The 25,316-nt window shown below is 50.2% G+C and carries 20 protein-coding genes; 4 read left to right on the forward strand and 16 right to left on the reverse strand.

Annotation, left to right across the window (positions count from 1 at the left end):
* The first annotated feature begins 38 nt into the window (after positions 1–38).
* Genes O9H85_RS17745 through O9H85_RS17755 form a run of 3 tightly spaced genes read left to right on the forward strand, consistent with a single transcriptional unit; the run spans position 39 to position 2,668 of the window.
* On the forward strand, positions 39–1,064 hold the full coding sequence (locus tag O9H85_RS17745; protein ID WP_269882762.1) for an ABC transporter ATP-binding protein: 1,026 nt from the start codon (positions 39–41) through the stop codon (positions 1,062–1,064).
* Positions 1,061–1,867: an ABC transporter permease gene (locus O9H85_RS17750; RefSeq protein WP_269882763.1), complete on the forward strand. Its 807-nt coding sequence runs from the start codon at positions 1,061–1,063 to the stop codon at positions 1,865–1,867. Before O9H85_RS17745 ends, O9H85_RS17750 begins: the two co-directional genes overlap by 4 nt.
* Before the next feature lie 27 nt (positions 1,868–1,894).
* Positions 1,895–2,668: an ABC transporter permease gene (locus O9H85_RS17755; protein WP_269882764.1), complete on the forward strand. Its 774-nt coding sequence runs from the start codon at positions 1,895–1,897 to the stop codon at positions 2,666–2,668.
* A 45-nt stretch (positions 2,669–2,713) separates the two neighbouring features.
* Here the strand turns inward: O9H85_RS17755 and O9H85_RS17760 are convergent, their stop codons facing one another.
* From O9H85_RS17760 to O9H85_RS17815, 12 genes are all read right to left on the reverse strand, one after another.
* Positions 2,714–4,024, reverse strand: a complete 1,311-nt coding sequence (locus O9H85_RS17760; protein WP_269882765.1) for an alpha-L-fucosidase — start codon at positions 4,022–4,024, stop codon at positions 2,714–2,716.
* A gap of 24 nt (positions 4,025–4,048) precedes the next feature.
* Positions 4,049–5,680 carry an ABC transporter substrate-binding protein gene (locus O9H85_RS17765; RefSeq protein WP_269882766.1) on the reverse strand — a complete coding sequence of 544 codons (1,632 nt, stop codon included), beginning with the start codon at positions 5,678–5,680 and terminating at the stop codon, positions 4,049–4,051.
* Between the two features lie 32 nt (positions 5,681–5,712).
* Positions 5,713–6,645 (reverse strand): carbohydrate ABC transporter permease, encoded by a 933-nt coding sequence (locus O9H85_RS17770; protein ID WP_269882903.1) that lies wholly within the window; start codon positions 6,643–6,645, stop codon positions 5,713–5,715.
* Between the two features lie 46 nt (positions 6,646–6,691).
* Positions 6,692–7,600 (reverse strand): ABC transporter permease, encoded by a 909-nt coding sequence (locus O9H85_RS17775; protein ID WP_409348157.1) that lies wholly within the window; start codon positions 7,598–7,600, stop codon positions 6,692–6,694.
* Between the two features lie 478 nt (positions 7,601–8,078).
* Positions 8,079–10,313, reverse strand: coding sequence for a helix-turn-helix domain-containing protein (locus O9H85_RS17780; protein ID WP_269882768.1), 2,235 nt, complete (start codon positions 10,311–10,313; stop codon positions 8,079–8,081).
* 309 nt (positions 10,314–10,622) lie between these two features.
* Positions 10,623–11,597: a formylglycine-generating enzyme family protein gene (locus O9H85_RS17785; protein WP_269882769.1), complete on the reverse strand. Its 975-nt coding sequence runs from the start codon at positions 11,595–11,597 to the stop codon at positions 10,623–10,625.
* 506 nt (positions 11,598–12,103) lie between these two features.
* Positions 12,104–13,231, reverse strand: a complete 1,128-nt coding sequence (locus tag O9H85_RS17790; RefSeq protein WP_269882770.1) for a glycoside hydrolase family 88 protein — start codon at positions 13,229–13,231, stop codon at positions 12,104–12,106.
* Between the two features lie 41 nt (positions 13,232–13,272).
* Positions 13,273–14,682 carry a sulfatase family protein gene (locus O9H85_RS17795; RefSeq protein ID WP_269882771.1) on the reverse strand — a complete coding sequence of 470 codons (1,410 nt, stop codon included), beginning with the start codon at positions 14,680–14,682 and terminating at the stop codon, positions 13,273–13,275.
* A gap of 31 nt (positions 14,683–14,713) precedes the next feature.
* Entirely contained in the window at positions 14,714–15,580 is an 867-nt protein-coding gene (locus tag O9H85_RS17800; RefSeq protein WP_269882904.1) for a carbohydrate ABC transporter permease, read from the reverse strand.
* Between the two features lie 34 nt (positions 15,581–15,614).
* Complete coding sequence (locus O9H85_RS17805; protein ID WP_269882772.1) at positions 15,615–16,505, reverse strand: carbohydrate ABC transporter permease; 891 nt, start codon at positions 16,503–16,505, stop codon at positions 15,615–15,617.
* Between the two features lie 78 nt (positions 16,506–16,583).
* Positions 16,584–17,903: an ABC transporter substrate-binding protein gene (locus tag O9H85_RS17810; RefSeq protein ID WP_269882773.1), complete on the reverse strand. Its 1,320-nt coding sequence runs from the start codon at positions 17,901–17,903 to the stop codon at positions 16,584–16,586.
* 94 nt (positions 17,904–17,997) lie between these two features.
* On the reverse strand, positions 17,998–18,237 hold the full coding sequence (locus O9H85_RS17815; RefSeq protein ID WP_269882774.1) for a hypothetical protein: 240 nt from the start codon (positions 18,235–18,237) through the stop codon (positions 17,998–18,000).
* A gap of 251 nt (positions 18,238–18,488) precedes the next feature.
* Between O9H85_RS17815 and O9H85_RS17820 the strand changes: the two genes are divergently transcribed.
* The gene (locus tag O9H85_RS17820) at positions 18,489–19,175 is read left to right on the forward strand and encodes a response regulator transcription factor (protein ID WP_269882775.1); all 687 of its coding nucleotides are present in this window, start codon (positions 18,489–18,491) and stop codon (positions 19,173–19,175) included.
* A gap of 86 nt (positions 19,176–19,261) precedes the next feature.
* Here the strand turns inward: O9H85_RS17820 and O9H85_RS17825 are convergent, their stop codons facing one another.
* The 4 genes from O9H85_RS17825 to O9H85_RS17840 all read right to left on the reverse strand — a co-directional run bounded on the left by O9H85_RS17825 (position 19,262) and on the right by O9H85_RS17840 (position 25,288).
* A complete protein-coding gene (locus tag O9H85_RS17825) occupies positions 19,262–20,854 on the reverse strand; it encodes a type 2 periplasmic-binding domain-containing protein (RefSeq protein WP_269882776.1) in 1,593 nt (530 codons plus the stop codon).
* A gap of 95 nt (positions 20,855–20,949) precedes the next feature.
* Entirely contained in the window at positions 20,950–21,834 is an 885-nt protein-coding gene (locus tag O9H85_RS17830) for a carbohydrate ABC transporter permease (protein ID WP_269882777.1), read from the reverse strand.
* 12 nt (positions 21,835–21,846) lie between these two features.
* Positions 21,847–22,827 (reverse strand): ABC transporter permease, encoded by a 981-nt coding sequence (locus O9H85_RS17835; RefSeq protein ID WP_269882778.1) that lies wholly within the window; start codon positions 22,825–22,827, stop codon positions 21,847–21,849.
* 220 nt (positions 22,828–23,047) lie between these two features.
* Complete coding sequence (locus tag O9H85_RS17840) at positions 23,048–25,288, reverse strand: helix-turn-helix domain-containing protein (protein ID WP_269882779.1); 2,241 nt, start codon at positions 25,286–25,288, stop codon at positions 23,048–23,050.
* Positions 25,289–25,316 lie beyond the last annotated feature (28 nt).

The raw sequence follows: 25,316 nt of genomic DNA on the forward strand, positions 1-25,316 counted from the left end.
GGTCTTTTTTGCTTTACCGGGAGAAAGGAGGCTTGAGCATGAAGGGAATTCAGGTGGAAGGACTATGCAAAAGCTTTGCTGTAAAGAAGAAGGAGGAAGGTCTGCTATCCAGCCTTCGTTCATTGGTGCGTCCAACCTATGTAGAGAAAAAGGCGGTTCATGGCATCGACCTCCAGGTTGAGCCCGGGGAAACATTGGCTTTTCTCGGACCGAACGGCGCGGGAAAATCGACGACGATCAAAATGCTTACAGGCATACTTCATCCGACCGGAGGCCGGGCGGAGGTGCTCGGACATTGCCCTTGGAAGGAGCGAGGCCGGCTAGCTTACAAAATCGGCACGGTGTTCGGACAAAAATCACAGCTCTGGTACCATCTGCCGCCGCTGGATTCCTTCGAGCTGATGAGCCGGATTTATGAGCTGAAGCGAGAGGAATTTCGTTCCCGGAGAGACTACCTGGTTCGCCGATTTGAATTGGAGCCTTATTTGCAAACTCCGGTTCGCAAGCTCTCGCTTGGGGAGCGGATGCGCTGCGAGATCGCTGCGGCCATGCTTCACCGCCCTCAAATCTTATTCCTTGACGAGCCGACCATCGGTCTTGACGTGGTTGTGAAGCATCGAATCCGCGAGCTGATCATGGAGATGAACCGCGAGGAAGGAACCACGGTATTCCTGACTTCGCACGATGCCGGAGACATCGAACGGCTCTGCCGGCGGGCGGTGGTCATTAATCATGGACGGGTCATTTTTGACGATCGGGTGGAATCGATGAAACGCGACCTGCTAACGGACAAAACGATCCGGCTGCAGCTTCTCGAGCGCGGCGCCCCGTTCCACCTGGAGGGAATCGAGGTACTGGTGCAGAATGACCGGGAGCTGAAGCTCAGCGTCGATACGTCTGCGATATCGATGGAGCAGGCGCTTTCCCATCTTGTGGCACGTTACCGGGTGTCCGATATTACGATCGAGGATGCGCCGATGGAGCAAATCATCACTTATATTTACGCGAAGGAAGCGGAGGAGTGGCCGGGCCAGGCTGCGGCGGGGAAGGAGCGTAAAGGATGAAATCATGGACGCTGAAGCCTTTAAAATATGCCGCCGTAGGCCGTATTAGTCTCAGAAGCCATCTGGCGTACGTCTACGATTTTCTGATCCGGTCGGCGTTTCTGATCATCGTGATGTACATTTTTATGCAGCTGTGGCAAACCACCTACCTTGGCGAAGGCAAGGACTCCATTGCAGGCTACTCGTACCGCCAGCTGATCTGGTACATTCTGCTTGCCGAGGCGCTTACTATGGCTTTTCCCAGCCTCTCAACCCGCATCGAAGAGGAGGTCAAGAGCGGCGATGTCGGATATAAGCTCACGAGGCCGCTTAGCTATATCGGTTATCACTATATGGCATACTTAAGCGAGGTGTATGTAAGACTTGGGGTCAATTTGACGGTAGGATTTCTTCTGGGTTGGCTAGCTCTCGGCTACGCGCCCTCAGGCTGGGGCTGGTTAGGGTTCCTTTTGCTGAGCTTCGGCAGCGTAACCGTGAATTTCCTGCTGAATATGGGGCTGTCGTTATGCGCCTTTTGGGTGGAGGAAACCCGGGGACTTGAGTTCGTCTACCATAAGCTGCTCTTCACGATCGGCGGCATGCTGATGCCGCTCGAGCTGTTTCCGGAATGGCTGGCGCGTCTGTGCCGATGGCTGCCGTTTCAAGCTGTGCTCTACTTCCCATCCAAGGCCGGGGTACGGTGGGATGACGTGCATATCTTGCAAATGGCAGGAGTGCAGCTGATATGGGGAGCCGTCCTGACCCTTGCTGTAGGCTTGATATACCGGCTTGGCGTTAAAAAACTGCACTTGAACGGCGGATAAAGGAATGATGGGAGAGGAGCGCGTACCATGAGTCCGATCATAAACCTAATCAAATTTGTAGGGACGTGCTGGAAGCTGAACTTGGCCGGAGCGATGGAGTTTCGCTTGAGCTTCTTGATGACGGCCGGCATGATGATTATCAATAACATCGTATGGATCTTGTTCTGGGGAATCTATTTCACGCGGTTTCAGGTCGTTAACGGCTGGGAGATGCGTGACGTGATCATGTTGTGGGCGGTTAGCGCCGGAGGGTTCGGATTATCGGCCGTCCTATTCGGCAACACGTATCGAATCGCCTCACTGGTTGCCGGAGGGCAGCTTGACCTTTATTTATCCCAACCGAAGCCGGTTCTGCTGCATATGTTAATCAGCCGAATGTCTTTATCCGCCATCGGAGATGTATTGTTTGCTGTGGGAATCTATGCAATGTACGGCGACCTGAGCGGAGCAGGAATTTTAAAATTTGTTCTAGCTATGCTGATTACCATGCTGATCTTCATGTTTTTTACTTTAACGGGCCAATCGCTTGCATTTTTTATAGGGAACGCCGAAGGGATCGGCCAGCAAATGTTCAGCGCGATTCTGGCTTTCTCGACTTACCCTACGGATATCTTCAAAGGATGGGGCCGATTGGTGCTCTTCACCGTCATACCCGCGGGCTTCATCAGCTATCTTCCTATCGGGCTATTGAGACAGACTGAAGCCGTATTTTTAGCTGAAGCGCTTGGGATGACGACGGTGCTGTGTCTTGATTGGAGCAGCAATATTTCAATGGGGACTGAAGCGATATACCTCGGGTAACCAAATGGGGCTTCGCATGTGACGAAGCCCCTATATGTCGATTAGCTACACCAATCCAAGCTCAACCACCGTGTCTCTCTCGTCAGGAAGAAGATAAGTAGCGTGTTCCGGCTTGGCAAAATTAAAGAAAGCGTCATTCGGGTATTGCGCCGTATTCCAGGGGCGGCTGAGGAACAGCTCGGACCCGTCGGATACGAGTCTCGCTTTCTTCACTTTTCCGGCCAGCCCCTGCAAATTAACAGGGCCTACGCACTCTTCGAATAGATGCGCGAAGAGGCGACTCCCCTGCTGGGTATATCTTCCCCATTCGGGCTTCGGCAGATCGGCTTGACCGCATCCGTAAATGCTGTCGCCGTTGCGGTCTAACCATGCTCCAACCTCCTCCAGAATCCGAACGGACTCCTGTGGAATTTCCCCTTTCGCATTCGGCCCGACGTTGAGAAGAAGGTTGCCGTTCTTGCTGACGCATTCCACCAATTTCCGAATCACCGTTTTTGCCGATTTATAAACCCGGTCCGAGCTCGAATACCCCCAATTATTGTTTAGTGTAATGCAGGCTTCCCAAGGAATGGAGTTCCCGTCTTCATCCATAACACCGCCGGGCGGAATGATTTGCTCCGGAGATGCGAAATCTCCCGAGTAAGGCGTCGGATTCTTCGAAAAAATACTCCCTCCCTCTTCCCCGCTTGCTTCAAACCGGTTATCTACGATAATATGTGGCTGGAGGCCGCGGATCATGGACATCAGTTCAGCGGCTCTCCATTTTTCACCTTTCATCTCGCCATAGGAGAAATCAAACCACATGATGTCCAATTTCCCGTAGCCCGTAAGCAGCTCACGGACCTGCCCGTGCATATATTCCAGGTAATTTGAAAACCGGCTCTCGTCCCGCCGATAACGGTCATCTTCCCGCATGGGGTGGATTCGATCCCCGTAAGCTGGATAATCTTCATGGAGCCAATCAATCAGGGAGTAATATAAGCCGACTTTCAGCCCTTCTTCGCGAAATGCGTCCAGAAACTCCCGGACGAGATCGCACCCCGACTTGGTATTCGTCGATTTATAGTCGGTCAGCTTGCTGTCAAAGAGACAAAAGCCGTCATGGTGCTTGGCGGTTAACACGGCGTACTTCATGCCCGCCTGCTTAGCGATCTTGGCCCAAGCCCGCGGATCATAGTTCGTCGGGTTAAACTCCTCGAAATACGTTTGATATTGTTCCACCGGGATTTTCTCAACACTTCGAACCCATTCCCCTCTTGCGGGAATCGCATACAATCCCCAGTGGATAAACATACCGAACCGGTCATGAAGAAACCAGCGCGTCCGTTTCGTTCTTTCTTCAATAATGGAACTCATAGATCAAGCACCTCCAACGATTTGTTACTTTTTATAAATGGAATCATACGCCTTTTGATAAATTTGCAAGTACTGCTTCAAATTCATGCCGTCCAGTCCTTTGACGTAGGCATCCCAGTCGGTAGTGAGATTTTTCCGGCCGATGATGAATTCCACCATGGAAGCTTTCACATAGTCGTTGATGGTCGTGCGCAGCTGATTGGCGGCGTCCGTGTCCTTCGGATCCATGAAAATGCTGAGAGGATACGTTTCCTTCGGCTTATACTTCTCGTATTTCTGCGTCGCAAGGAACAGACGGTATTCATATCCGCCGTCGCCGAGCGGATCCTGCGGTACGGCGAACGATTCGCGGTAGTCGCGTGTACGCAGCGTCGGTCCCATTTGGCTCCAATGCTCGTTCTGCTGCTGGATCGAATCGAACTCCGGGGCGGTGATATATTTCGCTTGACGGCCGCGCACGTCCTTCTCTCCCGGCTTGGCCTTGGACCACCATTTGCCTTCCGGTCCGAAGATCGAGAGCAGCGCCGCTTCTTCGGTATACATGTAATCTGCCAGCTTGATGGCGGCGATTTGCTTTTCCTTGGAGGCCTTATTCGTGATGGCGAAAACCCCGTTTCCTACGTCGGCAAAATAGCCGCTCAGCTGCACGCCGTCCGGTCCTTTAAGCGGAGGCACGACGTCGTAATCCTTATGCCGCGTCTGACTGGGCGATACATCGACCACCATACCTATGTGACCTGCAGTAAAGGCACCAAGGATAGCCGTATTCGGATTGTTCCCCAGCTGCTTCAGACCGTCCTGGTTTTGAGTGAACGATGCCTGATCGATGAGTCCCTCTTTATACAGCCGGTTCATGTATTCCAGCCCTTTTTTCCATTCAGGCTTGTTCGCCGCAAAATCGACCTTCCCGTCCTTCATGATGAAGTAGTCGGTTGAGTTGTTATAAATAAATGCGTTCATCAGGAAGCCGTCGATATTTCCGTGCCAGGTCTGGGGCGCGGGCGCGCCGCTAAGCGGGATTTCGTCCTGCTTCCCGTTGCCGTTCGGATCCTTCTCCTTGAAGGCCTTCAGCACCTGATAAAATTCCTCGGTTGTCTCCGGCATTTTGAGACCGAGCTTATCCAGCCACGCTTTATTGATCCACATCTTTTGGGAATACCAGCAGTGATAGCATTCATTGATTTGCGGAATGGCGTAAATTTTTCCGTCCGGCGCCGTGATGCCGTTTTTTAAATAAGGGATATCCGTAAACGCTTTTTTAATATTCGGCGCGTATTGATCGATCAAATCATTGAGCGGGATGAACACGCCCTGCTGCCCGTACTTCAGCTGCTCGGCCTGCGTTAGTCCCCCGTCCAAAAAAACCTCGGGATAGTCACCGCTCGCGAGAAGCAGCTGTTTTTTGTCGTTTTGGCCGGTCGTCGGAACGACCTCCCATTTGAACTTGATGTTCAGCTTGCTCTCCACCGTCTTGGTGAACGTATTGGTAGTCAAATCCTGCACGTCGGCCCGTTGGCCTCCGAATACGGACAGCGTAACCGCACCGCCGGGATCCTTGGCCGTTTCCCCGCCATTGCCGTCCCCGCTGCTGCAGGCTGAAAGTAAGAGGGACGAACAAAGCAGCACTAAGCTAAGCGCTTTCCACCTGATCTTCATTAAATAGCCTCCCCACAAACGTATATTTACTTCTACCCCTTTAAAGAACCGATCATGATGCCCTTCACGAAATGCTTCTGAATAAACGGATACAGAACAAGCACAGGCAAGCTGGAGACGACGATCAGCGAGAACTTCAGCAAATCCTTCAGTCCTTCCCTTCGCGCCATTTCCTGAGCGTCCACCATGCCCGAGGAAGCGTTGATCTCGCTTAATACGAGGATGTTGCGCAGGATGATTTGCAGCGGGAACAAATTCGGCGATTTAAGAAAAATGAGCGCATCAAAGTAAGCATTCCAGTGCCCGACGGCATACATCAGCACCAGCACCGCAAGGATCGGCTTCGACAGGGGAAGTACGACGGCGGTGAGAAACTTGAAATCACTGCAGCCGTCCAGCTCTGCGGCGTCCTGAAGCTCTTCGGGAATCGTATTCTGAAAAAAGGTTCGGGCCACGATCACCTGCCATACGGCCATCGCCTGCGGCAGAAGCATAGCCCAAGGCGTGTTTAAGATACCTGCACCCTTTACGGTTAAATAATACGGAATCAGACCGCCATTAAAGAGCATCGTGATAACCAGCAGCACCATAATGAAGTGACGGCCTAAAAAATCCTTTCTGGCAAGTGGATACGCCAGCATAATGGTAAGAGATACGTTAATCAGCACGCCGCAAATCGTATATAACGCGGAATTGCGGTAACCGATCATGATCTGCGGATTTTTAAATACAGCCTCGTACCCGGCCAAGCTGAAATCAACCGGAAGCAGCCATACTTTTCCTGCCACTACGGCCTGGGCCGAACTGAACGAAGAACTGACAATATACAGAAGCGGATATAGAACGCAGATCAGAATGACACCCAGAAATAAATACACCGCGGCAAGAAAGATCCGGTCGCCGAGCGACTCGCGAACAGCCCGGGAACCTGCAGTCGCCCTTTTTTCCGTTAAAGGCTTGGCCATAGGTTTGGATACCGTTTTCTCTTCCAACATGCCTAAAGTCCCCTTTCTACCATAGGCTGTTTGACGAAATTTTACGTGCGGCAAAATTAACGATCAAGAGCAAGGCAAGATTGATGACGGAGTTAAACAATCCGATAGCGGACGAAAAACTGAAATTGGCCCCCAGCAGCCCTATTTTGTAAACATAAGTGGAAATGACTTCCGAGGTGCTGACATTTAACGGGTTTTGCATCAGAAACACCTTCTCGAAGCCTACGTTCATCAGCTGCCCCACATTTAAAATCAGCAAAATGACAGCCGTCGGCATGAGTCCCGGGATATCAATATGAATCATCTTCTGCAAGCGGGACGCGCCGTCCACTTTCGCCGCTTCATAAAGCTGCGGGTTGATGCCGGCGAGCGCCGCCATATAAATGATGGCACCGTAGCCTGTGTTCTGCCATACGTCGGACCATACATAGATGCTGCGGAAATATTCCGGTATGCCGAGCAGATTCACATCCTCCATGTGAAACGCTTTCAAAACGGTTCCGGCAATGCCGACACGGGGCGACAAGAAAATAATGATCATCGAAACCATGACTACCGTTGAAATGAAGTAGGGCGCGTAGGTGACCATTTGGACCGCCCGTTTAAAGAAGCCCTGACGGATTTCATTGAGAGCGAGCGCTAGAATAATGGGTGCCGGGAACCCAATTAACAGGGCAAATAAATTAAGAAACAACGTATTTTTAATCAGAGTACCGAAATTGGGCGAATTAAAAAACTGCTGGAAGTATTTGAGTCCGACCCATGGGCTGCCAAGCATGCCTTTAACCACATTGTAATCCTTAAATGCGATCTGGGCTCCGAACATCGGGATGTATTTGAAAACCAATAAGTAAAGCAAAGGAAGAACAACAAGCAGATAGAGCTGCCAATGACGCTGCATGTTCTTAAGTACCATGGAGCACATGCCTCCTTCTTTAGTTGATAAGAATTTATAAGTTTTCGCAACTTATAGCTTCGCATCAACCTTGATAAGCACGCTGGTCCTTGTATGTCAAGGACGGCGAAGCCGTTTATCCTGGGTTGATAAGAATTTATAAGTTTTCGCAACTTATAGCTTCGCATCAACCTTGATAAGCGCGCTGGTCCTTATATGACAAGGACGGCGAAGCCGTTTATCTTGCAAAATGATGTTTCCCCTACTTTCCTCCCTCCGCGGATTGAATGAATACTAGGCTTATCTCACCTTTACTTTATAGCTCGGGACGCTGCAGCGGCAACAAACATCATTCCGGTGTCCGAAACCTTTTGGCAGATTTCCGCAAAGCAAACCTTATTCTGAAAGCGAACTTTTTTCAGCAAGTTACTGCGCACACGCCCGCCCGAAACATAAAAGATCCGGCATCCGTGGGACACCAGATCTTCCGGGTTAAATAGGTTACGAATCAGGAATAGGCTGTGGCCCCCTTGCATTTTCGGTAATCCCCGGGACTGAGGCCGACGGTTTTCTTAAAAGCCCGGCGGAACGAAATCGGATTGACATACCCTACCTGCTCTGCGATATCCTGTACGGCCCAATCCGTTTCGATCAAATAGGTTTGAGCTTGCCGGATCCGAATGTCGATCAGGAAATCGATAAAACCATATCCGCATTCATTTTTGAACAATTGGCTTAGATACTTCGGATTCATATGAAAGGTTTGTCCGAGATGCTCGAGGGACAAATCGGGATTGCTGTAGTTCGTTTCGATATACTCCTTAACTTGCCGTGCGACTTCCCTCGTTTTATTCCCTTCTTGTACAGCCTTAACCCGCTCGAAAACGCCGCTTAGAATTTCCATGCACGCCGGCTCGATTTCATCCAAGGTTTCCAGTTGTTCCGAGCACTCCCGCAGTCTCGGAAGCTCCTCCGTTTTCCATGGATCGGTATCGGTTCTGGTCAGATGGGTCAGCTCCAAATCCAAATGATGAAGCCAGTCATGCAGTAAGATGTCGATATATTCCCGAGGCAACTGGTCCTGCTTCATATGGGTGAATAGTTGTTTTACCGACGCCTCCCAGGAGCTGGCATCGATCCCGAACAATTCGATCGTCCGCTTCAGCATCGGGGTATATTTGAGCATTTCCCCCTTCGCTCCATGCCGGCGTTCAAACGCTTCACAGCTGAGAATCGAATTGAACCCGGTCACCGCTTTATATTGCAGCGCTTTTTTCGCTTCTCTGTAGGATACGCTTAATTGTGAAGGCTCTTCCGCCGCTAAACCGATTCCGATCGTGAGCGTATTGTTCAGGTTGTCGCACACCCAGGCTTGCAGCTGTTCGCAGCCTTGAATAAATCTCCGTTCGTCGTCTTCGCCGCTGCATATGACTATACCACTCAGCTGATGCTCAGAGGTCCAGTCCGACCACACTTCGAGCTGCTGCGAAAGCATCACTTCCTGCAAGGCCTTGGAAATTACAAATTTAATCAAGTCCCGGTCCTTGCGCTCGTAGCTTATCTGGAACCGCTTGAATTGATCGATTTCCGCGATGCATACCCGTCGGCGGTGAAAATCCTTTGGCATCCCGAAGCCTTCCATCGTCTCCGACCAGCCGCTTAACGATAAGCTTTGAAACCCGTTTAACTGCTGATGGAAAAAAAACTTGATCCGCACCCGTAAATCATCGTCATATTGCTGCCGCAATTTCTCCGATTGTTCCTTCATCTGATCCAACGTGCTTCCTATAAATGCAAACTCATCCAGGAAATGCGCTGAAGTACTTGTTTTTAATGTGGAGAAGGAACGAACCCGGATTAACAAATCGTCGATCGGCTTATAATTTCTCCTTGTAACATAAATAATCGAGGCTATGCCTAACGTGAAAGCGATAATACCCAGAAGCGTCCAAACACTGGACAAAATCGAGGCCTTTCCAATTAACGAGCCGTCAAGCAAGCCGCTTCGAATCTCCCAACCTGTGTAAGCGGATACAACAGAAGCGGTAATAACTCCTTTTTTATCTGTTTTATTATCCTCCGTGCCGAACAGCGATTTGCCGCCACGGTCATACAGTCCGACAAAACGAAACTTATCGTTGTACATTTCTCCAATTTTCCGCTTCAGGGCCGACGTGCTGACATTGATCACTACCATCCCTTTTTCTGTGTTGTCGGTGGATTTGCGCACCAGCGTTATCACATCATATGGCGGTGTTTGTGTAAATTCATGAAAGGAACGGAGATTCGACCAAGGAACAGGGGTATTTTCCTTCTTCATTTCAGTAATAAACTCATTATCGGGAAACCGCTCCCGTTGATTCAGCAAATTTCCGTTAAAAACAAGGCCGTCCTCAAACCGAACCAAGTAAACCGAATCGATCAAGTTGTTCATTTGCTGAACTTTTTTAAGCCGGTCGGCTACCCGGTATAGAAGATAAACGTCTTTATCCTGAGTAGAATCGAAGAATGCGCGTATCCATTCATTATTGGTCATCTCCATAATAAAGGTATGATCAATGGATTGCAGCGCACCGTCGATGAAATACTGCACCTGCTCGGTAAATACTTGGTTCGCTTTCATAGCGTCTTTTTTATTCTGCTCTATCAGTATCTGAAAAAAAATAAAAAACAAGAAGCAGCCGATACTTAAAAAAATCGGAATATACGACCAGATCATCCGGTTAAACCAAACTTTTTTCATCGCACCTACCCCATCTTCACAGGATAAACCTCCGGGCGGACAAGTGATCCTGCCCTTGTATTTGTATGAATATCGTTTGGAATTTCGGCTAAGTGCAGGATCATCTTCTTTTTATTTTTTGTCTGTAAGTCGATCGAGTATGATTCGATGGTAACTCAAAACCCGACTCCATGTAAACCTTAATTTAGACTTGAAATTCAGTTGTAAGGAAGCTTAAGACGTACTCGGTGTAACGGACGATAGGGAGAGTCGGCCAGCCGAAGCTTTGACCTCTCTCCCTATTCTACGACTTGACGTTGGACCCATAACTCAAGCATCAGCGGCGCATCGAAATCCAATGTTACCTGTAGAGCTGTCCGGCGTATTCTGGCTCCGGGCAGCTACACGATAACGGTTACAGTAGGATTTGTGGCATAAATAAGACCCGCCGCGCAGTACACGGCTTGTCCCTCTTGAGGGACCTACAGGGTTAATCCGTGGACCGTTCACATGAAATGTCGGGCTGAACCAATCGGAGCACCATTCCCATACATTTCCGGACATTTGATAGAGGCCGTATCCATTCGGCTCAAATGCGGTCACGGGAGCTGTACCGGCATATCCGTCACTCATGTTGTTCTTTTCCGGAAACTTCCCCTGCCATATATTGCACATATGCTTCCCGTTCGGTTTGAGTTCATCCCCCCAAGGGTACCGTTTCTGAACAAGTCCTCCCCGGGCCGCAAATTCCCATTCCGCTTCCGTAGGCAACCGTTTGCCCGCCCATCGGCAGTAGGCCTCTGCATCATTCCAGGAAATATGAATTACCGGATGATTTAACCTCTCCATGATGTCGCTATCAGGACCTTCCGGAGATTTCCAGAAGGCTCCTTCAACAGCTAGCCACCAGGGCGTTTGCTGGGGGGAGCCTATGATCTTTTCAGACCCGGACAAAAATAGGTGAAAAACATACGACCATCCGAACTTCTCGGCTTCCGTAACATACCCGGTAGCATTCACAAACTGTTGGAATTCCAAATTTGTTACCGTACATGGATCCATGTAAAAAGGATTAACAGTCACTGTTCGAACCGGGCCTTCCCCATCTGCCGGAAAGCCTTCCCGGTCGTTTGTACCCATAAGGAATTGTCCTCCAGGCAAACGGATCATATCCTGTTTGGAAGGAATCGTCTCCTTGAAAGCCTGATTGTCGCCCGTCGCTTGATCATTGGATGAAACGATCGGTAAGGAAGTCAGATTTCTGGAAATGGAGCAGCAGGATGACTTATGGATCGAATCCGTCATAGGATCGCCTCGCTTTCAAACTATTGCCTACCTTGTTTCCATCTTATCACGATGCCGGAAAAGGTGAAAGAACGGAGTCTAATCAACCAGGATAAACGGCTACGCCGTCCAGGCTGTAGAGAAACCCATGAAGTAGAGAAATCTGCTTTGGTACCCCGGTGGGGTATCCCCTTCCAGCCTCTGTTGTTATCGGAAAATTTTCAATTTATTCGCTTTTGCAGCGGTAATTTTCCGATAACAAAGGCGGACGCTATCGCTCCTACAGGGGATACCCCACCTATACCTTCGCATTTTTCCTGCATTTCCAGGTTTCTCGTCAGTCTGAACGGTTACGCCGTCCTTGTCTTACAAGGACCAGCGCGTTTATCAAGGTTGATGCGAAGCTATAAGCCCGCGAAAACTTATAAATTCTTATCAACTTAAAAATAAGCGGTACAGGGGCAAGGTAAATCTGATCCTTACCATCCCTGAACCGCCGTCATGCCGGAATATCCTGCTTACATCTCTTATGACTCGTACCAGTAGCCCTTCAAGCCAAGTTCCAAGCGAAGCAGGGCCTCCAGATAATAATAATCGCCCCAAATCATGAAATCGTCCGGCGCATTGCCGCCTCTCACGCTATAAGACCCGTGCCTCAGCAGACCTTCTGCTTCCTGACCGATGGTCGCATAATTCGTCACCAGCGATTTCATCGATTGCTCGAGTCCGGCAGAAAGTGCCGTTCTGTCCTGATCCTCTGCAGGCAAATGCTCCAATAGCTCCTGCAATCCGGCGCATACGATCGCTGAAGCTGAACTATCGCGGAAAGTCGATGGCTCTACCGGAACGTCAAAATCCCAATATGCGACGTGATCGCTTGGCAAATGGCTTAAAAAGTACTTGGCCAATCGTTTGGAAGTGTCTAAAAACAGCGGATTACCGGTATATCGGTAAGAAAGCGCAAACCCGTAGACACCCCAGGCTTGTCCGCGTGTCCAGGTCGAACCGTTGCGGTAGCCTTGTGCGGTGGAGCCTCCAACCGGTTCCCCGGTGAATTGATCGAAGTAGAAGGTATGGTAGCTCGAATCATCCCCCCGCACCAAATAACGTCTGCTGAGCTCCGCATGCGTTGCCGCGATCTCGCCATAGAGAGGATCACCGGTCGTTTTGGACGCCCAATACAGCAAGGGCAGGTTCATCAAGCAATCAATAATAATTCTTCCGCCCTCCTTGGGATCTCCCAAAGGTCCCCATGCCTGAATGTATCGGCCTTCCTCTCTCCAGCGGGTCATCAATTTATTGGCCGCTTCGATCGTAAGCGCTTTGGCGGCTTCATCCTTCTCAATGATCCACTGGGCTTTGGCTGAGAGCGAATATAAGAAACCGATATCGTGATGCTCAATCGAATCGTTCTGATGAAGTCTTTCCCTGAAGCTCTCTACCGTACGTACCGCCGCTTCGCGGAAGACCGGATCGTTCGTATACTCGTAAGCAAGCCATAACAGCCCTGACCAAAAGCCGGAGGTCCACTCCTTGTTCGCATTCAGCTCCGCGCTGTATCGGCCTTGAACGCCGACATGCGGGTAACCGTCCCCGAACGTTTCAATATTATTACGTATTTTCCCGACTGCATCATCTATCGCTTGCTTCCACATGCCCAAGGGCTCCCTTCGTTGGTTGATGAATGGCTTTGGTTTTACATTTCAAACGGATCGTTCGTTCGGATAAGCCAATTTCTCAGCTCATCTTCCAGACGAGCTGCCGCTTCATGCAGCTCAGGTGCTTCGATTACCTGCGGATTCATTTGGTACGGATCTTCTTGCAGGTCATAGAGAAGCCGGGTTGACGCGACTCCCGGTTCATACCCTTTATGAACCACATACGTATGACGAAGCGTGCGTACGCCTCTCCAGCCATACTTGCGGTTATCCAGCCCATGCCGGGCAAATTGCTCAATCGCATCCTTCCTGCCGGGGAAGGCGCAAATAAATGCGGAGCTAACCTTCGTCTCGCCCTCCCCGAGAATATCGCTGGAGTAATCGGTACCTTCAACGGTACCGGGAATTCCGAGCCCTGCGATCCCAAGCAATGTGGGCATAATATCCACGCTGTTGAATAAAAGATCGGTTCGTCCGGCCTCGAGTCGCCCGGGCCAGTGCATCAGGCAAGGGATACCGATCGATTCCTCATGCCAGGAATGCTTCGCCATCAGACCGTGCGAGCCCATTAATTCCCCGTGGTCGGATGAAAGAACAATCAATGTATTCTTCTCGATGCCGAGCTCCCGAACCAAGCTCCATATCCTTCCGAACTGTTCATCAAGTCCTGTGACAGCTGCATAGTAATCGCGCATATACCGCTGCAGGTTATCCATGCCGCTTGCAAAAGGTTCCCCGGTATGGGCCTTGAGCTCGTCCGCATGAACGTTGGGCCGCATGTTCAAAGCGGCTTGATCGTACAATGATTTGTATTGTTCCGGAACTAATTCAAAGGGGCTATGCGGCGGATTCCATGAGACGAACAACGCGAACGGACGGCTTCCTTGACTGCGGGAGCGGATATATTCGAGCGCCAGATCGGTTTCATGCTCCAGCGACCACTGTTTTACTTTGATCATCTCGGGGGTATCTTGCCAATAATGCGGCTCCAAATGATGGTCGTAAGCGCCATACGAATACCAGTAATCAAAGCCGTGCCGTTTCAGTCCCGGCGGTGTATAGGCATCCCAGTCTCTCGCTCCGGAAACCGGCGCTTCGCATGTATTTTGCTCCGGCAGATCCAAGTGCCATTTTCCGATATATCCCGTCTCATAACCTGCTTGCTTAAGCACATCCGAGACGCAGATTTCATCAGGCTGCAGCATGACATCTGCGCCGATCTTGCAATTCGTATATACTCCGTTCGATTGAGGGTATTTTCCTGTTAGCAGCGCCGCCCGATGCGGAGAACATAACGGGGTGCAGCTTAACGCCTGATCGAACACCAGGCTTTCCTGTGCAAACCGGTCAATGTGAGGAGTCATCACGGGATCCTCATTTCGGAAGCCTAGCGCCTGCCTCCGCCATTGGTCGGCAAATATATAAATGATATTCGGCTTGTTATCCAAGCTGAATTCCTCCTCTCCTACTCTCGAGATGTTATCCCTTAACCGCTCCGGCAGAGATGCCTTCTACGAAATGATCCTGAGCCAAGAAGTAAATGATGATCGTAGGAATGACGGCGGAAACGGCTGCCGCCATGAGCGGCCCGTACTCTGTGGCGTGCTCCGATTGAAAATGCTGCATCCCCAGCTGAAGGGTAAATAAATTGTCGGAATTCAAATAAATCAGCGGCCCTAAGAAATCGTTCCACGCATGCATGAACGTAAAGATCGTCAAACTGGCAATCGCCGGTCGTGTTAAAGGCAGCATGATGCGAAAGTAAATTCCAAATTCGCTCAGTCCGTCAATTCTTGCCGCTTCCGACAGCTCTTCCGGAATCGACATGAAAAATTGCCGGAACAAAAACACGCCGAAAGGGCTGAATGCCCCGAGCAGAATTAAAGCCCAGTGCGAGTTAATCATGCCCAGCTGCTTCATCAGCAAAAACTGCGGGATCATCATCACCTGATACGGGATCATCATGGTGGCAACATAAAGGAAAAACAAGTTGTCCCGTTCGGGAAAACGAACCTTGGAAAAAGCGTACGCCGCCATCGAACAAGTTATAATTTGAAGAAGCGTCGTCGATACCGCGATCTTGATCGTATTCATATAATAACTGAAGAATGGAAGCTTGACCCATACCTTCACATAGTTAGACCAATAGAACGTACTCGGAATCCAGCGAATAGGAAAACCGAACACCTCCGCCTCCGATTTTAACGAGGCCGAGATCATCCAAATAAAAGGAACAACCATGGACAGCGATACGAAGATAATCAGAACATATAAGAGCGCTTTGCGAAGCGAGAACGGCATGCGAAACGGCTTTGGAGCAACTTGGGACTGCGATGCATGAACCATATTATTCACCTGATGTCCTCCTTTCTCCACATGATTATGAGTAATTCACCCATCGTTTTTGTCCTTTGAATTGAATCAGCGTAATAATCAAAATGATCGCGAACAGCACATAGGCCATGGCTGACGCATAGCCGTATTCATAGCGCTGAAAGGCTGTGTAATAGATGTCGTACACCAGCATATGGGTAGACCGTCCGGGACCTCCCTTGGTCATGACGTACACCAAATCGAACACTTTAAACGAGTTGATAATCCCGATAATAATCGTGAAGAAGATCACGGGCGAAAGCATCGGCAGCGTAACATTTTTGAATTGGGATAATTTTCCCGCCCCGTCGATCTCCGACGCTTCATACAAGTCACTCGGAATGCCCTGCAGTCCGGTTAAATACAGAACCATGTAATAGCCGACCGAATGCCAAATGCTTACGATGATAACGGATGGAAGCGCCCATTCCGAGGACGCAAGCCACGCCGGTGGATGCTCGATGCCAAGGCTCCGCAGCAATCCGTTAATCGGTCCCATCGTCGGATTGTACAAGAGCTGCCATACAACCGCTACCGCAATGGTTGCCGTAATATGCGGCATGAAGATCGCCGTGCGGAAAATCTTGACGCCCCTGATTCCCTTGTTCAGCGCAACCGCCGCCAAAATGGCCAAAAGCAGCGTCAGCGGAACGGATACGACTGTCATAATCAGGCTGTTAAAGAGCGAAATGCGGAATGTTTCATCGCTCCATAACCGGATGTAATTGGATAATCCGGCAAACTCCATTTGTCCGAATCCGTTCCAATCCGTGAAGCTCATACAGAACGAGGCGAGCACAGGGAAGCAAATGAACAGAAGGAAACCAAGAATATTCGGAAGCAAAAAGGTATACCCTACCATTCGGCTGCGGGTAAAAAACGTTGGGGGCTTTCTCATCATGTCTCACTCCTATACAAAGGGGCACCCTTTGGGCACGTTTTAACCCAAGGGGCGCCCGTTAGACTCCGAGATGACTTATTTCTTCGACGCTTTGAAATCTTTGGCGTATTTGTCCGCCCATTCCTTTTGCACGCGTTCGCCGATCTTTTGGATCGCTTGGTCTACCGTTTCGGCCTTGGTCAAGGCCATCTCACCTTCTTGCTTATAGACATTGTTGACCAGGATATTTTTCACACCGGGAAGCAGCGGATACTCCGGATATTCCTTTTGCTCTACAAAGTAATGAATGTTTTTCGGCTTCATGCTGCCGTCGCCGATATACGCTTTACGAATTTCATCGTTCGTATAACCGGTCAAAAACCCTTTGGAAGCGAATATTTTTGCGCCCTTCGCCCCCGTCATGAACTGCAAGACCTTAAACGCCTCGTCCTTATGCTTGGAGTTTTTATTCAGCATGAGAGATACCGGGGTAGCAAGGCTTGTATTTGCAGGGACCCCGGGCGGATGCGGAACCGGAACGACGTCCCAGTCAAAGCTGATTTTCTTCTCTTGCTCCGCTTGTCTCAGCTGAGCCACGTGCCAGTCGCCGATCAGGTTCATCGCGACGTTTCCTTTTTGGAACGCGGAATTGTAATGAGCCGAGGTAGTTATTTGCTCCGCCCAAGACATAATGGAGCCGTCGTTTTCCATGTCCATCCGGAACTGAAGCGCTTTCTTGAACGGTGTTAAATCTTTATCGATAATGGATGCTCCCGTCTGTACGGCTTGCATATACCAGGTTTGCGCCCACGGATGGAGGAAGGCCCCGTAAATTTTATTTGCGCCCTCGCCTTTAGTCATTTTTTTCGCCTGCTCGCGGAATTCATCCCAGGTCATATCGGCTTTCGGATAAGGAACGTTCATTTGATCGAACAGCGTTTTGTTGTAATACAGCATCCAGTTGGATTTGCGGTAAGGTAATCCGTACGTTTTGTCATTGACCTTCAGGTTGTCATATAGCGGTCCGAAGCCGGAAACGTCCATATTGCTTTTCTTAATATAATCGTCGAGCGGCTCCAAAATGCCGGTATCCAAAAACACATCCATATTCCCGCCGATAAGGTCGATATCCTCGCCCGAAGATAATTGAAGGCGCAGCTTGTCATAGTACTGCTGCTGCGGAATGGTATCGATTTGAACATTGATGTTCGGGTTCTCTTTCTTGAATTCATCCAATACCAATTTGAACGTATCCTGATCGTCCGGAAGGACCGTCATTTTCAAAGTCACAGGCTTATTGTCTCCCGATGAGGCGGCGCCGCTTCCTCCTTTGACTGCATCCTTCGTCGTGGCGCATCCAGTGGACAGACCTACCAGCAGCGTGCCTGCCAAGGAAAGGCTTATGATTTTTTTCATTCTGCAATCACCCTTTTTGGTTGTTATGAATTGAATACGCTTTTACCGTGACTTCATTATACTTAGCGGTTGTCGAAACGTGTAGATGAAAGATTTATTCCCCTGCGGCGGCCAAGAACCGCCACACGCTGTCCTGGTTACGGTACGGCGGCGGCAACCGCTTGAGCGAACACACGGCATTGGTGCTGAAATGAACCGGCTCCGCTTGAATTTTCTTCGCTTGCTTATTTACTCTTCCGCCAACGTAGTCCCAGTTTCCGCTCGCTTCGTTATAATAATACACGCCCAGCAAATTTTCATTTGCTCCATCGCGGTAAGGCATTGTGATAGTCATAGGCTGCTAGAAGGAGGATACTTTCCGTTCCTGCCCGTCCATGGCATGGGAAGCGTAAATTGGTACATGCTGCTCGCCTGCGCTGTTTTGGCGCTTCCGGCTTGGGCTGCCTGCGAAACGCCAGTCCGTTCCAGAAAAAAAGGGGAATATTTTATACCCCAATCATTTTTCATTTTACATCGCCTTATTGATTTGTTAAGATTTGAATACGCTTTACCGGGAATGCGGGACAGATAGAAAGGGGCACGATCATGACAGAACAAAAAATTCGCATCCTGATTGCAGACGATATGGAAGCCCATCGCCGAAGGCTGGAGCGTGCGATTTCCCTTAACAGCCAGATCGAGTGTGTAGCCATGGCATCTTCCGGCTATGAAACGATGATGTATGCAGTCACTCATCAGCCCGATGTGATCTTAATGGACATCGAGATGGAGAGCCAGTACGCCGGCATTCATGCAGCCAAAGAAATCAACGAAAAACTGCCCCATATTAAAATCATTGTACTGACTGTTCATAAGGACGATAACTTTATATTCTCAGCCTTTCAGACGGGCATTATTGACTATCTCTTAAAGAATGCAACAAATGAAGAAATTATAGACGCCATCTTATCTGCATACCTTAATCGTTCGCCGATCCGGCCCATGATTGCGGAAAAAATAAGAGAAGAATTCGCGCGTGTCAAGCGAACGGAATCGAGCTTGCTTTTTGTGATCGGAATCATATCGGAACTGACCCCTAGCGAGCTGCAGGTGCTAAGGCAGCTTTGCGATGGAAAATCCCGTAAGGTCATTGCCACAGAACGTTGCGTGGAATACGAGACGATCAAAAAGCAAATCAACAGCATCATTAAAAAGTTCAAAATGTCAAGTATCGCCGATGTCGTCCAATCCGTAAATGAACTACGCATTTTCGAGGTGCTGAAGAAGCTTTAAGAAAAAGGCCACTCCTTCATATTCATACGGAGTGGCCTTTCCCGTTTCAGCTCCCGGCGGCCTCGACTAGGCGAACGGCTTCCGGCTTATTTCGTCGCCTTATACCGATCGTACACCTGCTGGTAAATTTTCAACATTTTTTCGAGGCCCATGTCGTTCAGCTTCCTCACATAGTCGTCCCAATCTTTCTCGATGCCGCCGGACAACATCCATTTTGCATACATTTTGCTCACGTACGAATCGATGTCGGTCAAGTAACGGGCAATTTGGTCGCTTTCTTCAGCCGTAAAATACGTTTTCGGGAACGCGTTGTCGACAAGATACTTTCCGTATACGTTATCAACGTCGATCTTTGTGCGCATTTTGGATGGCGTCGGCACAACCATATCATTCACGGCCTTCGTCGTCGCCCACACCGAATACGCGGTAGGAGGCACCTTCTTGAAATCTTCATCATTTACGCCCTGTGGAGTCGGAATGGCGTCGTATTTGCCGTCGCTGCGCTCCTTCAGGCTATCGCCGCCGATGACTCCTCTGCTAAACTGAAGCGAAATTTTCAGATCGTACATATAGTCGATCCAGCGGATCGTCGCTTCCGGATTTTTGTTGTTGCTCGTAATGGCGAACGAACCCCTAAGCAAAATGCCATTCGCATAATCCGCCCAAACCGGCTCCTTGCCGTTAGGCCCTTTAAGCGGCGGCAGCGACACATAGTCCTGATTGGCCGGGTTCCAATCGAACGCGACGCCGACAACTCCTTTGCTCTCTTTGGCGGTAAGCACTTTGTTGTCTTGCGTAAAGCTTTCCGGATCGGCCAGCCCTTCGGCGAACAGCTTGTTGAAATATTGGATCGCTTCCTTGTACTCCGGCTGTACGGCCGTGTAGATCACTTTGCCGTTCTCGACGGAAAGGTGGTTGTTGGCTGCCTTGTGCACATCGCGGTCCATACGGCCGAAAGCGCCGAACAGGGAATTGACGTCGCTGTTCCAGTTTTGCATGAACGAAAGCGGGATTTGATCCTTCTTATTGTTGCCGCCGAGATCGTTTTCTTTAAACGCTTTCAACGTTTTATACAGCTCGTCCGTCGTTGTCGGCATCGGCATTTTCAGCTCGTCGAGCCATTTTTTGTTGATGAACATCGTGGATTTCGTCCGCGAGTAGCCTTCGTCGATCGTCGGAAGCGAATAAATGTGCCCGTCCGGCGCGGTCAGCTGCTTTTTGTAAGTCGGATTGTCCTGCAGCAGCTTCTTAAGGTTGGGTGCATATTTGTCGATCAAGCCCTCTAGCGGAATGAGGATGCCTTGGGAGCCGTACTTCACGATATCCGTATCTTCGTTCAGTATGCCGTGCGCATAGAACGCGTCGGGCAGCTCGCCGCCGGCGAACAGCAGGTTTTTCTTTTCCTGCCAGCTGCTTCCCGGCGTCAGATCCCAGTTGATATGGATGTTCGTTTTGGCTTCGATATCCTGAAAAATTTTATAGTCGTTCAAATCTTTGCCTGAGGGCGGCTTAAACCCGGCAAAATTCAAGGTCAGCTTTTCTTTGGCGATCGGGAAGCCGGTCTCGTTCACATTCCCCTTCCCTGCCGAAGCTGGTTTACCGTTCCCCGTCGCAGCGTCTTTTCCCCCGCCGCAGCCTGCAAGTCCGATTGCCATCGTAAGGGTCAATCCCATTGTCATTATTGGCCACTTCTTGTGCATTGCACTTTTCCCCTCTCTCTGTTCGACGCTTGTTTATAAAACCTGTTTCCTATGGCAAGCGGCGACCGCCGCATTTACCCTTTGAGCGAGCCGACCAACACACCTCTAACGAAGAAGCGCTGCAGGAACGGGTACAAGATGAGCACCGGCAAGCTGGATACGATAATGATGCCGTATTTCATCAGCTCCATCTTTTTTTGCTGCTCCTGCGAGCCGTCGAGCATGTCCTGAAGGTCAGAGCCTTCGTTCATGATCAGGATATTCCGCAAAATGGTCTGCAGCGGCTGCATGCTGTTGCTTTTCAAATAAATGAGCGCCTGGAAATAGGAGTTCCAGTGGCCTACCGCATAGAACAGCACCATAACCGCCACGATCGGCATCGCCAGCGGAATGGCGATTTTGAAAAAGAATTTCATGTTCGAGCATCCGTCCATTTGCGCCGATTCGAGCAGCTCGCCCGGCACGTTGGACTGGAAAAACGTCCGCACGATGATGACGTTAAAGACAGAAACCGCATTCGGAATGATCATCGCCCATGTCGTATTGAGCATGCCTAGGTCTTTGATGAGCAAATAGCTAGGAATGAGCCCGCCGCCGAAAAACATTGTAAACACGAGCAAAAACATGAACACGTTTCTTCCGACCAGATCCGACCGAGACAGCACGTAGCCTGCTGTTATCGTGAGTGCGACGTTGATCGTCGTTCCCGTCACCGTGTACCATAAGGAGTTTTTGAAGCCAAGCCAAATGGATGGTTCGGCGAACAGTCTTTTGTACCCGTCCCAAGTAATCTTCTCGGGAAAGAATAACAGCTTTCCGGAATAGACCAGGTTCGGATCCGTTATGGAAGCGGTCACGACAAAATAAAGCGGATATAGCACGAGTATTACCAAAATGGAAATGAGCGTATAGTTGCAAATGTCGAACAGGAGATCCGCCCTTGTTTTCGCCAGTTTCATCGTCTCTCCCCTTTACCACAAGCTAGTCTGTTTTAACGATTTCGCGAGTTTGTTTACGCTGATTAACAAAATGAAGTTGATGATGGTGTTGAACAGCCCGATCGCCGCAGCGTAACTGTACTGCGCCTGAACAAGTCCCGCTTTGTAGACGTATGTTTGAATCGTTTCGGACGAATCGACATTCAGCTGGTTTTGCATCAGGTACACTTTCTCGAAGCCGACGCTCATCATATGGCCCATGTTCATGATCAGCATAATGATGACGGTAGGCATGATCGACGGAATGTCGATGTGAATGACGCGCTGCAGCTTCGATGCCCCGTCGACTGTCGCCGCTTCGTGCAGATCCGGATTGACTGCGGTCAGAGCGGCCAAATAAATGATCGTTCCCCAGCCGATGCTCTGCCAGACGCCGGAAAAAACGAACACCGTTTTGAACCAATCTGCGCTTCCCATAAAGAAGATCGGCTTGATGCCGAACAGTCCGAGAAAGCTATTCACCGCGCCCGTTTTTGGAGAAAGCAGCAGGTAGACGATCCCGACAACGACAACGGTCGAGATGAAGTGCGGCGCATACGTAACCGTTTGCACGAATCGCTTGAAACGCTCGCTTGTCAATTGGTTGATCATGAGCGCAAGAATAATCGGCGCCGGGAACGCCACGAGAAGCTCATACAGACTGATGCCGAGCGTGTTTCGAATAATCGTGAAGAGCTGATACGATTCGAAAAAGCGTTCGAAGTTGGCGAAGCCGACCCACGGACTTCCCGAAATGCCTTTGATCGGATTGAAATTTTTAAACGCAATTTGCAAACCGTACATCGGGACGTAGTGGAAAATAATAAAGTAGGCAAGCGTCGGCAAAAATAGCAAGTATAGATCGTAGTTGCGGACGATTCGCTTGATCTGTTTCGCAAATCCTGTTTTAGCCGCTTGCCGTCTGCCTTGTCCCGCCGCAAGTCCGGCTCCGGCCGTATTGATTTGTTGCGACATGTTCTTTTGTTCACCTCCGTAAGATGTCAGCCTCGTGTTGCAATCGCATTCATAATTATGTTGTAGCACCTCGCGGACTGCAGCGTATATAAGCGAAATCGCCACTCTGGATATGCGAAAATGATTATTCTCCTCCGTCTGGCGAGGAATCGGTCAAAATTGACATGCCGGATATGCCGATTTTGCGCAATAATGCGCTCCCCCCGAGGAGGAGCGCATATTACCGGTGCTGCTTGCGGTATTCGCCGGGCGTGACACCGACCGACTGCTTGAACTTGCGGATAAAGCTGGATACGTCATAGTAGCCGATCTGCTGGACGATGTCTTTCACTGAGCCATCGTTCATTCGCAGCAGCCTCTTGGCTTGATCGATCCGGATCTCATTCATATAGTCCATTACCGTTCGGCCTGTCTGCTCCTTGAAATACCGGCTCAAATAAGATAGAGACAGCGAGAAATGATCGGCGATCTTCTGCACGGAGAAATCGTATTCGCCGTAATGCTGCGAAATGTATTGCATAATAAGTTCGATCGAAGCGGAGGACGAATCAGGCTTCCGCGCTCCCAGTGAATCGCATAACGTTGCACAGGCGGTTGTCAGCAGATCAGCGATTTCATCCAGTGTCGTAGATTCGGTGAGCGAGAGCACGTCGGGGAAGCTGCCGTTTGCGCTGCCGGGGCTCCGTTTCTCCATGAAAGCGGTGAACTTCCGGATCATGTCGTAGCTCAGCTCCCGTGCGATAAAAAGCGTTAGCCCGCTCTGCTTTATTCGCATCGCGATTTGATGGACAGTGTCGGCGATGCGCCCGGCGTTCCCGTGCTGCAGCACGATATCCAGATCCTCCAGTACCCTCCGCGGGTTCAGAATATCCGCATGGTCGTGCGCCATCTGTTCGTCGAAAAAAATCGGCCGCTGATTGCCTTTGATCAGCTTGTAATCAATCGCTGTAGACGCTTCCAGATAGGAACGGCCCACTTGCGCAAGTTTCGCATAGCGGTTGCCGACGCCCATTGCGATTCGCGCCTGGAAGGCTGCGGTCAAATGCTCGTGCAGCCGATCCAGCCAACATCTCCAAACGTCCGGCGAACAACCGACCGACAGGATGAATATCGTCCCCCGCTCTTCCAGATTATCTTTGCAATACCCGGACACGTCATCCCCGAGCTGCCGCTCCGTTTCCTCGATCAGATTATGTTTAAGCTGTGCGAGGGAAGCGGGAAACTCCAGAATCAGCACGGCGGTTTCCTCAAAAGGCAGGAAGAGGCCTACCTCTTTCCCCCGTTCATTGAAAGCGTCTATCGATTCAAACTCGCCCTTCAGCAGGCTGCCGAGCAAGTGCTCCTTGATGGCGGAACGGTTTTCCTCCAGCTTGCGGCCAAGGCTCCGATTCGAATCGGCCATATCGTGAATGACCCTGCCGATCGCTTCGAATTCATTCGCTTTGCGGATCGAGTGCCCCCGAATCGCCTCGACAAGCAGCGCCAGCCTTTTGACTGGATTATAGTTAAATACCGCGAGCAAGTAGACAAGCGCACAGCCGGCGAGAAAAATGACCGCCATCCGGCTCACCCACTGCCATATCGCTCGGTCGATCGGTGCCACTAGGAAAGACTCGGGCAGCATCGTCACATAGGTAAGCCCGCTTTTGTCCGATTTCTGGAACGAAACCGCATATTTCGTTTGTTGAATCGTCTTCACCCGATAGGACGTGTCGTCACCAACGATTTCGCTGTAAAAAGCGGGGTCCTTCAAATAGTCCGCCTGCTTTTGCGCTGACAATACACGCCCCTTCCGGTCAAACACCAGTGCGTTGCCGCTTGGCATCGACAATTCGAGATTGAGCCCTTTAAGCAGCGCGTCTTCCTTCAGCACGAACAGGACCGTGCCGTACGGATGCAGGCTGTTGATCGGAATCGGCACAACGTAGGTGACAAGCCTCTGATCGGGCAACCCGTCGATTTTGACTTCTTCCGCCGGCCGCAGCAGAGGAGTTGTCAGGTTGTTCAAATCGTCGTTAAACTGCTGTGCCGTCCAGTCGGTATACCGGTAAAATCCGCCGACGAATTGATTTACCTTGTAAATGCTCAAGGACGAAATCAAATAGTCGGTGCCGCGAATATGCAAGGCGATCTCCCGGATGCTATCGTCGACGACTTTGCTTTCCAACACCTTTTTTCCTTGATAGAGGTTGAACATGTTATTCGTCAGCTCGTAAGGAGACAGCTCGGGAGCACCCGATAATTGACCTGCGATGCGGTTCATCAATATGAGCTTGCGATCCACCTCGTCTTGCAGCTTATTTAGCAACGCCCGATTGTTTCTCTCCACCTCGCCGCCGACGATATCGGCCAGCTGGTAATAACCGGTCGTCCCCAAAAAGAGCAGCGGCAGCAAGAACAGCGCAAGATAGGACAAAAGATATCGATAAAAGATCGGAAGCCGGTTCATCGCGGATTTCATCCAATCGCCTCCCGCTTCGTTCATGATG

Source organism: Paenibacillus gyeongsangnamensis (assembly GCF_027533625.1).
Classification (GTDB): domain Bacteria; phylum Bacillota; class Bacilli; order Paenibacillales; family NBRC-103111; genus Paenibacillus_G; species Paenibacillus_G gyeongsangnamensis.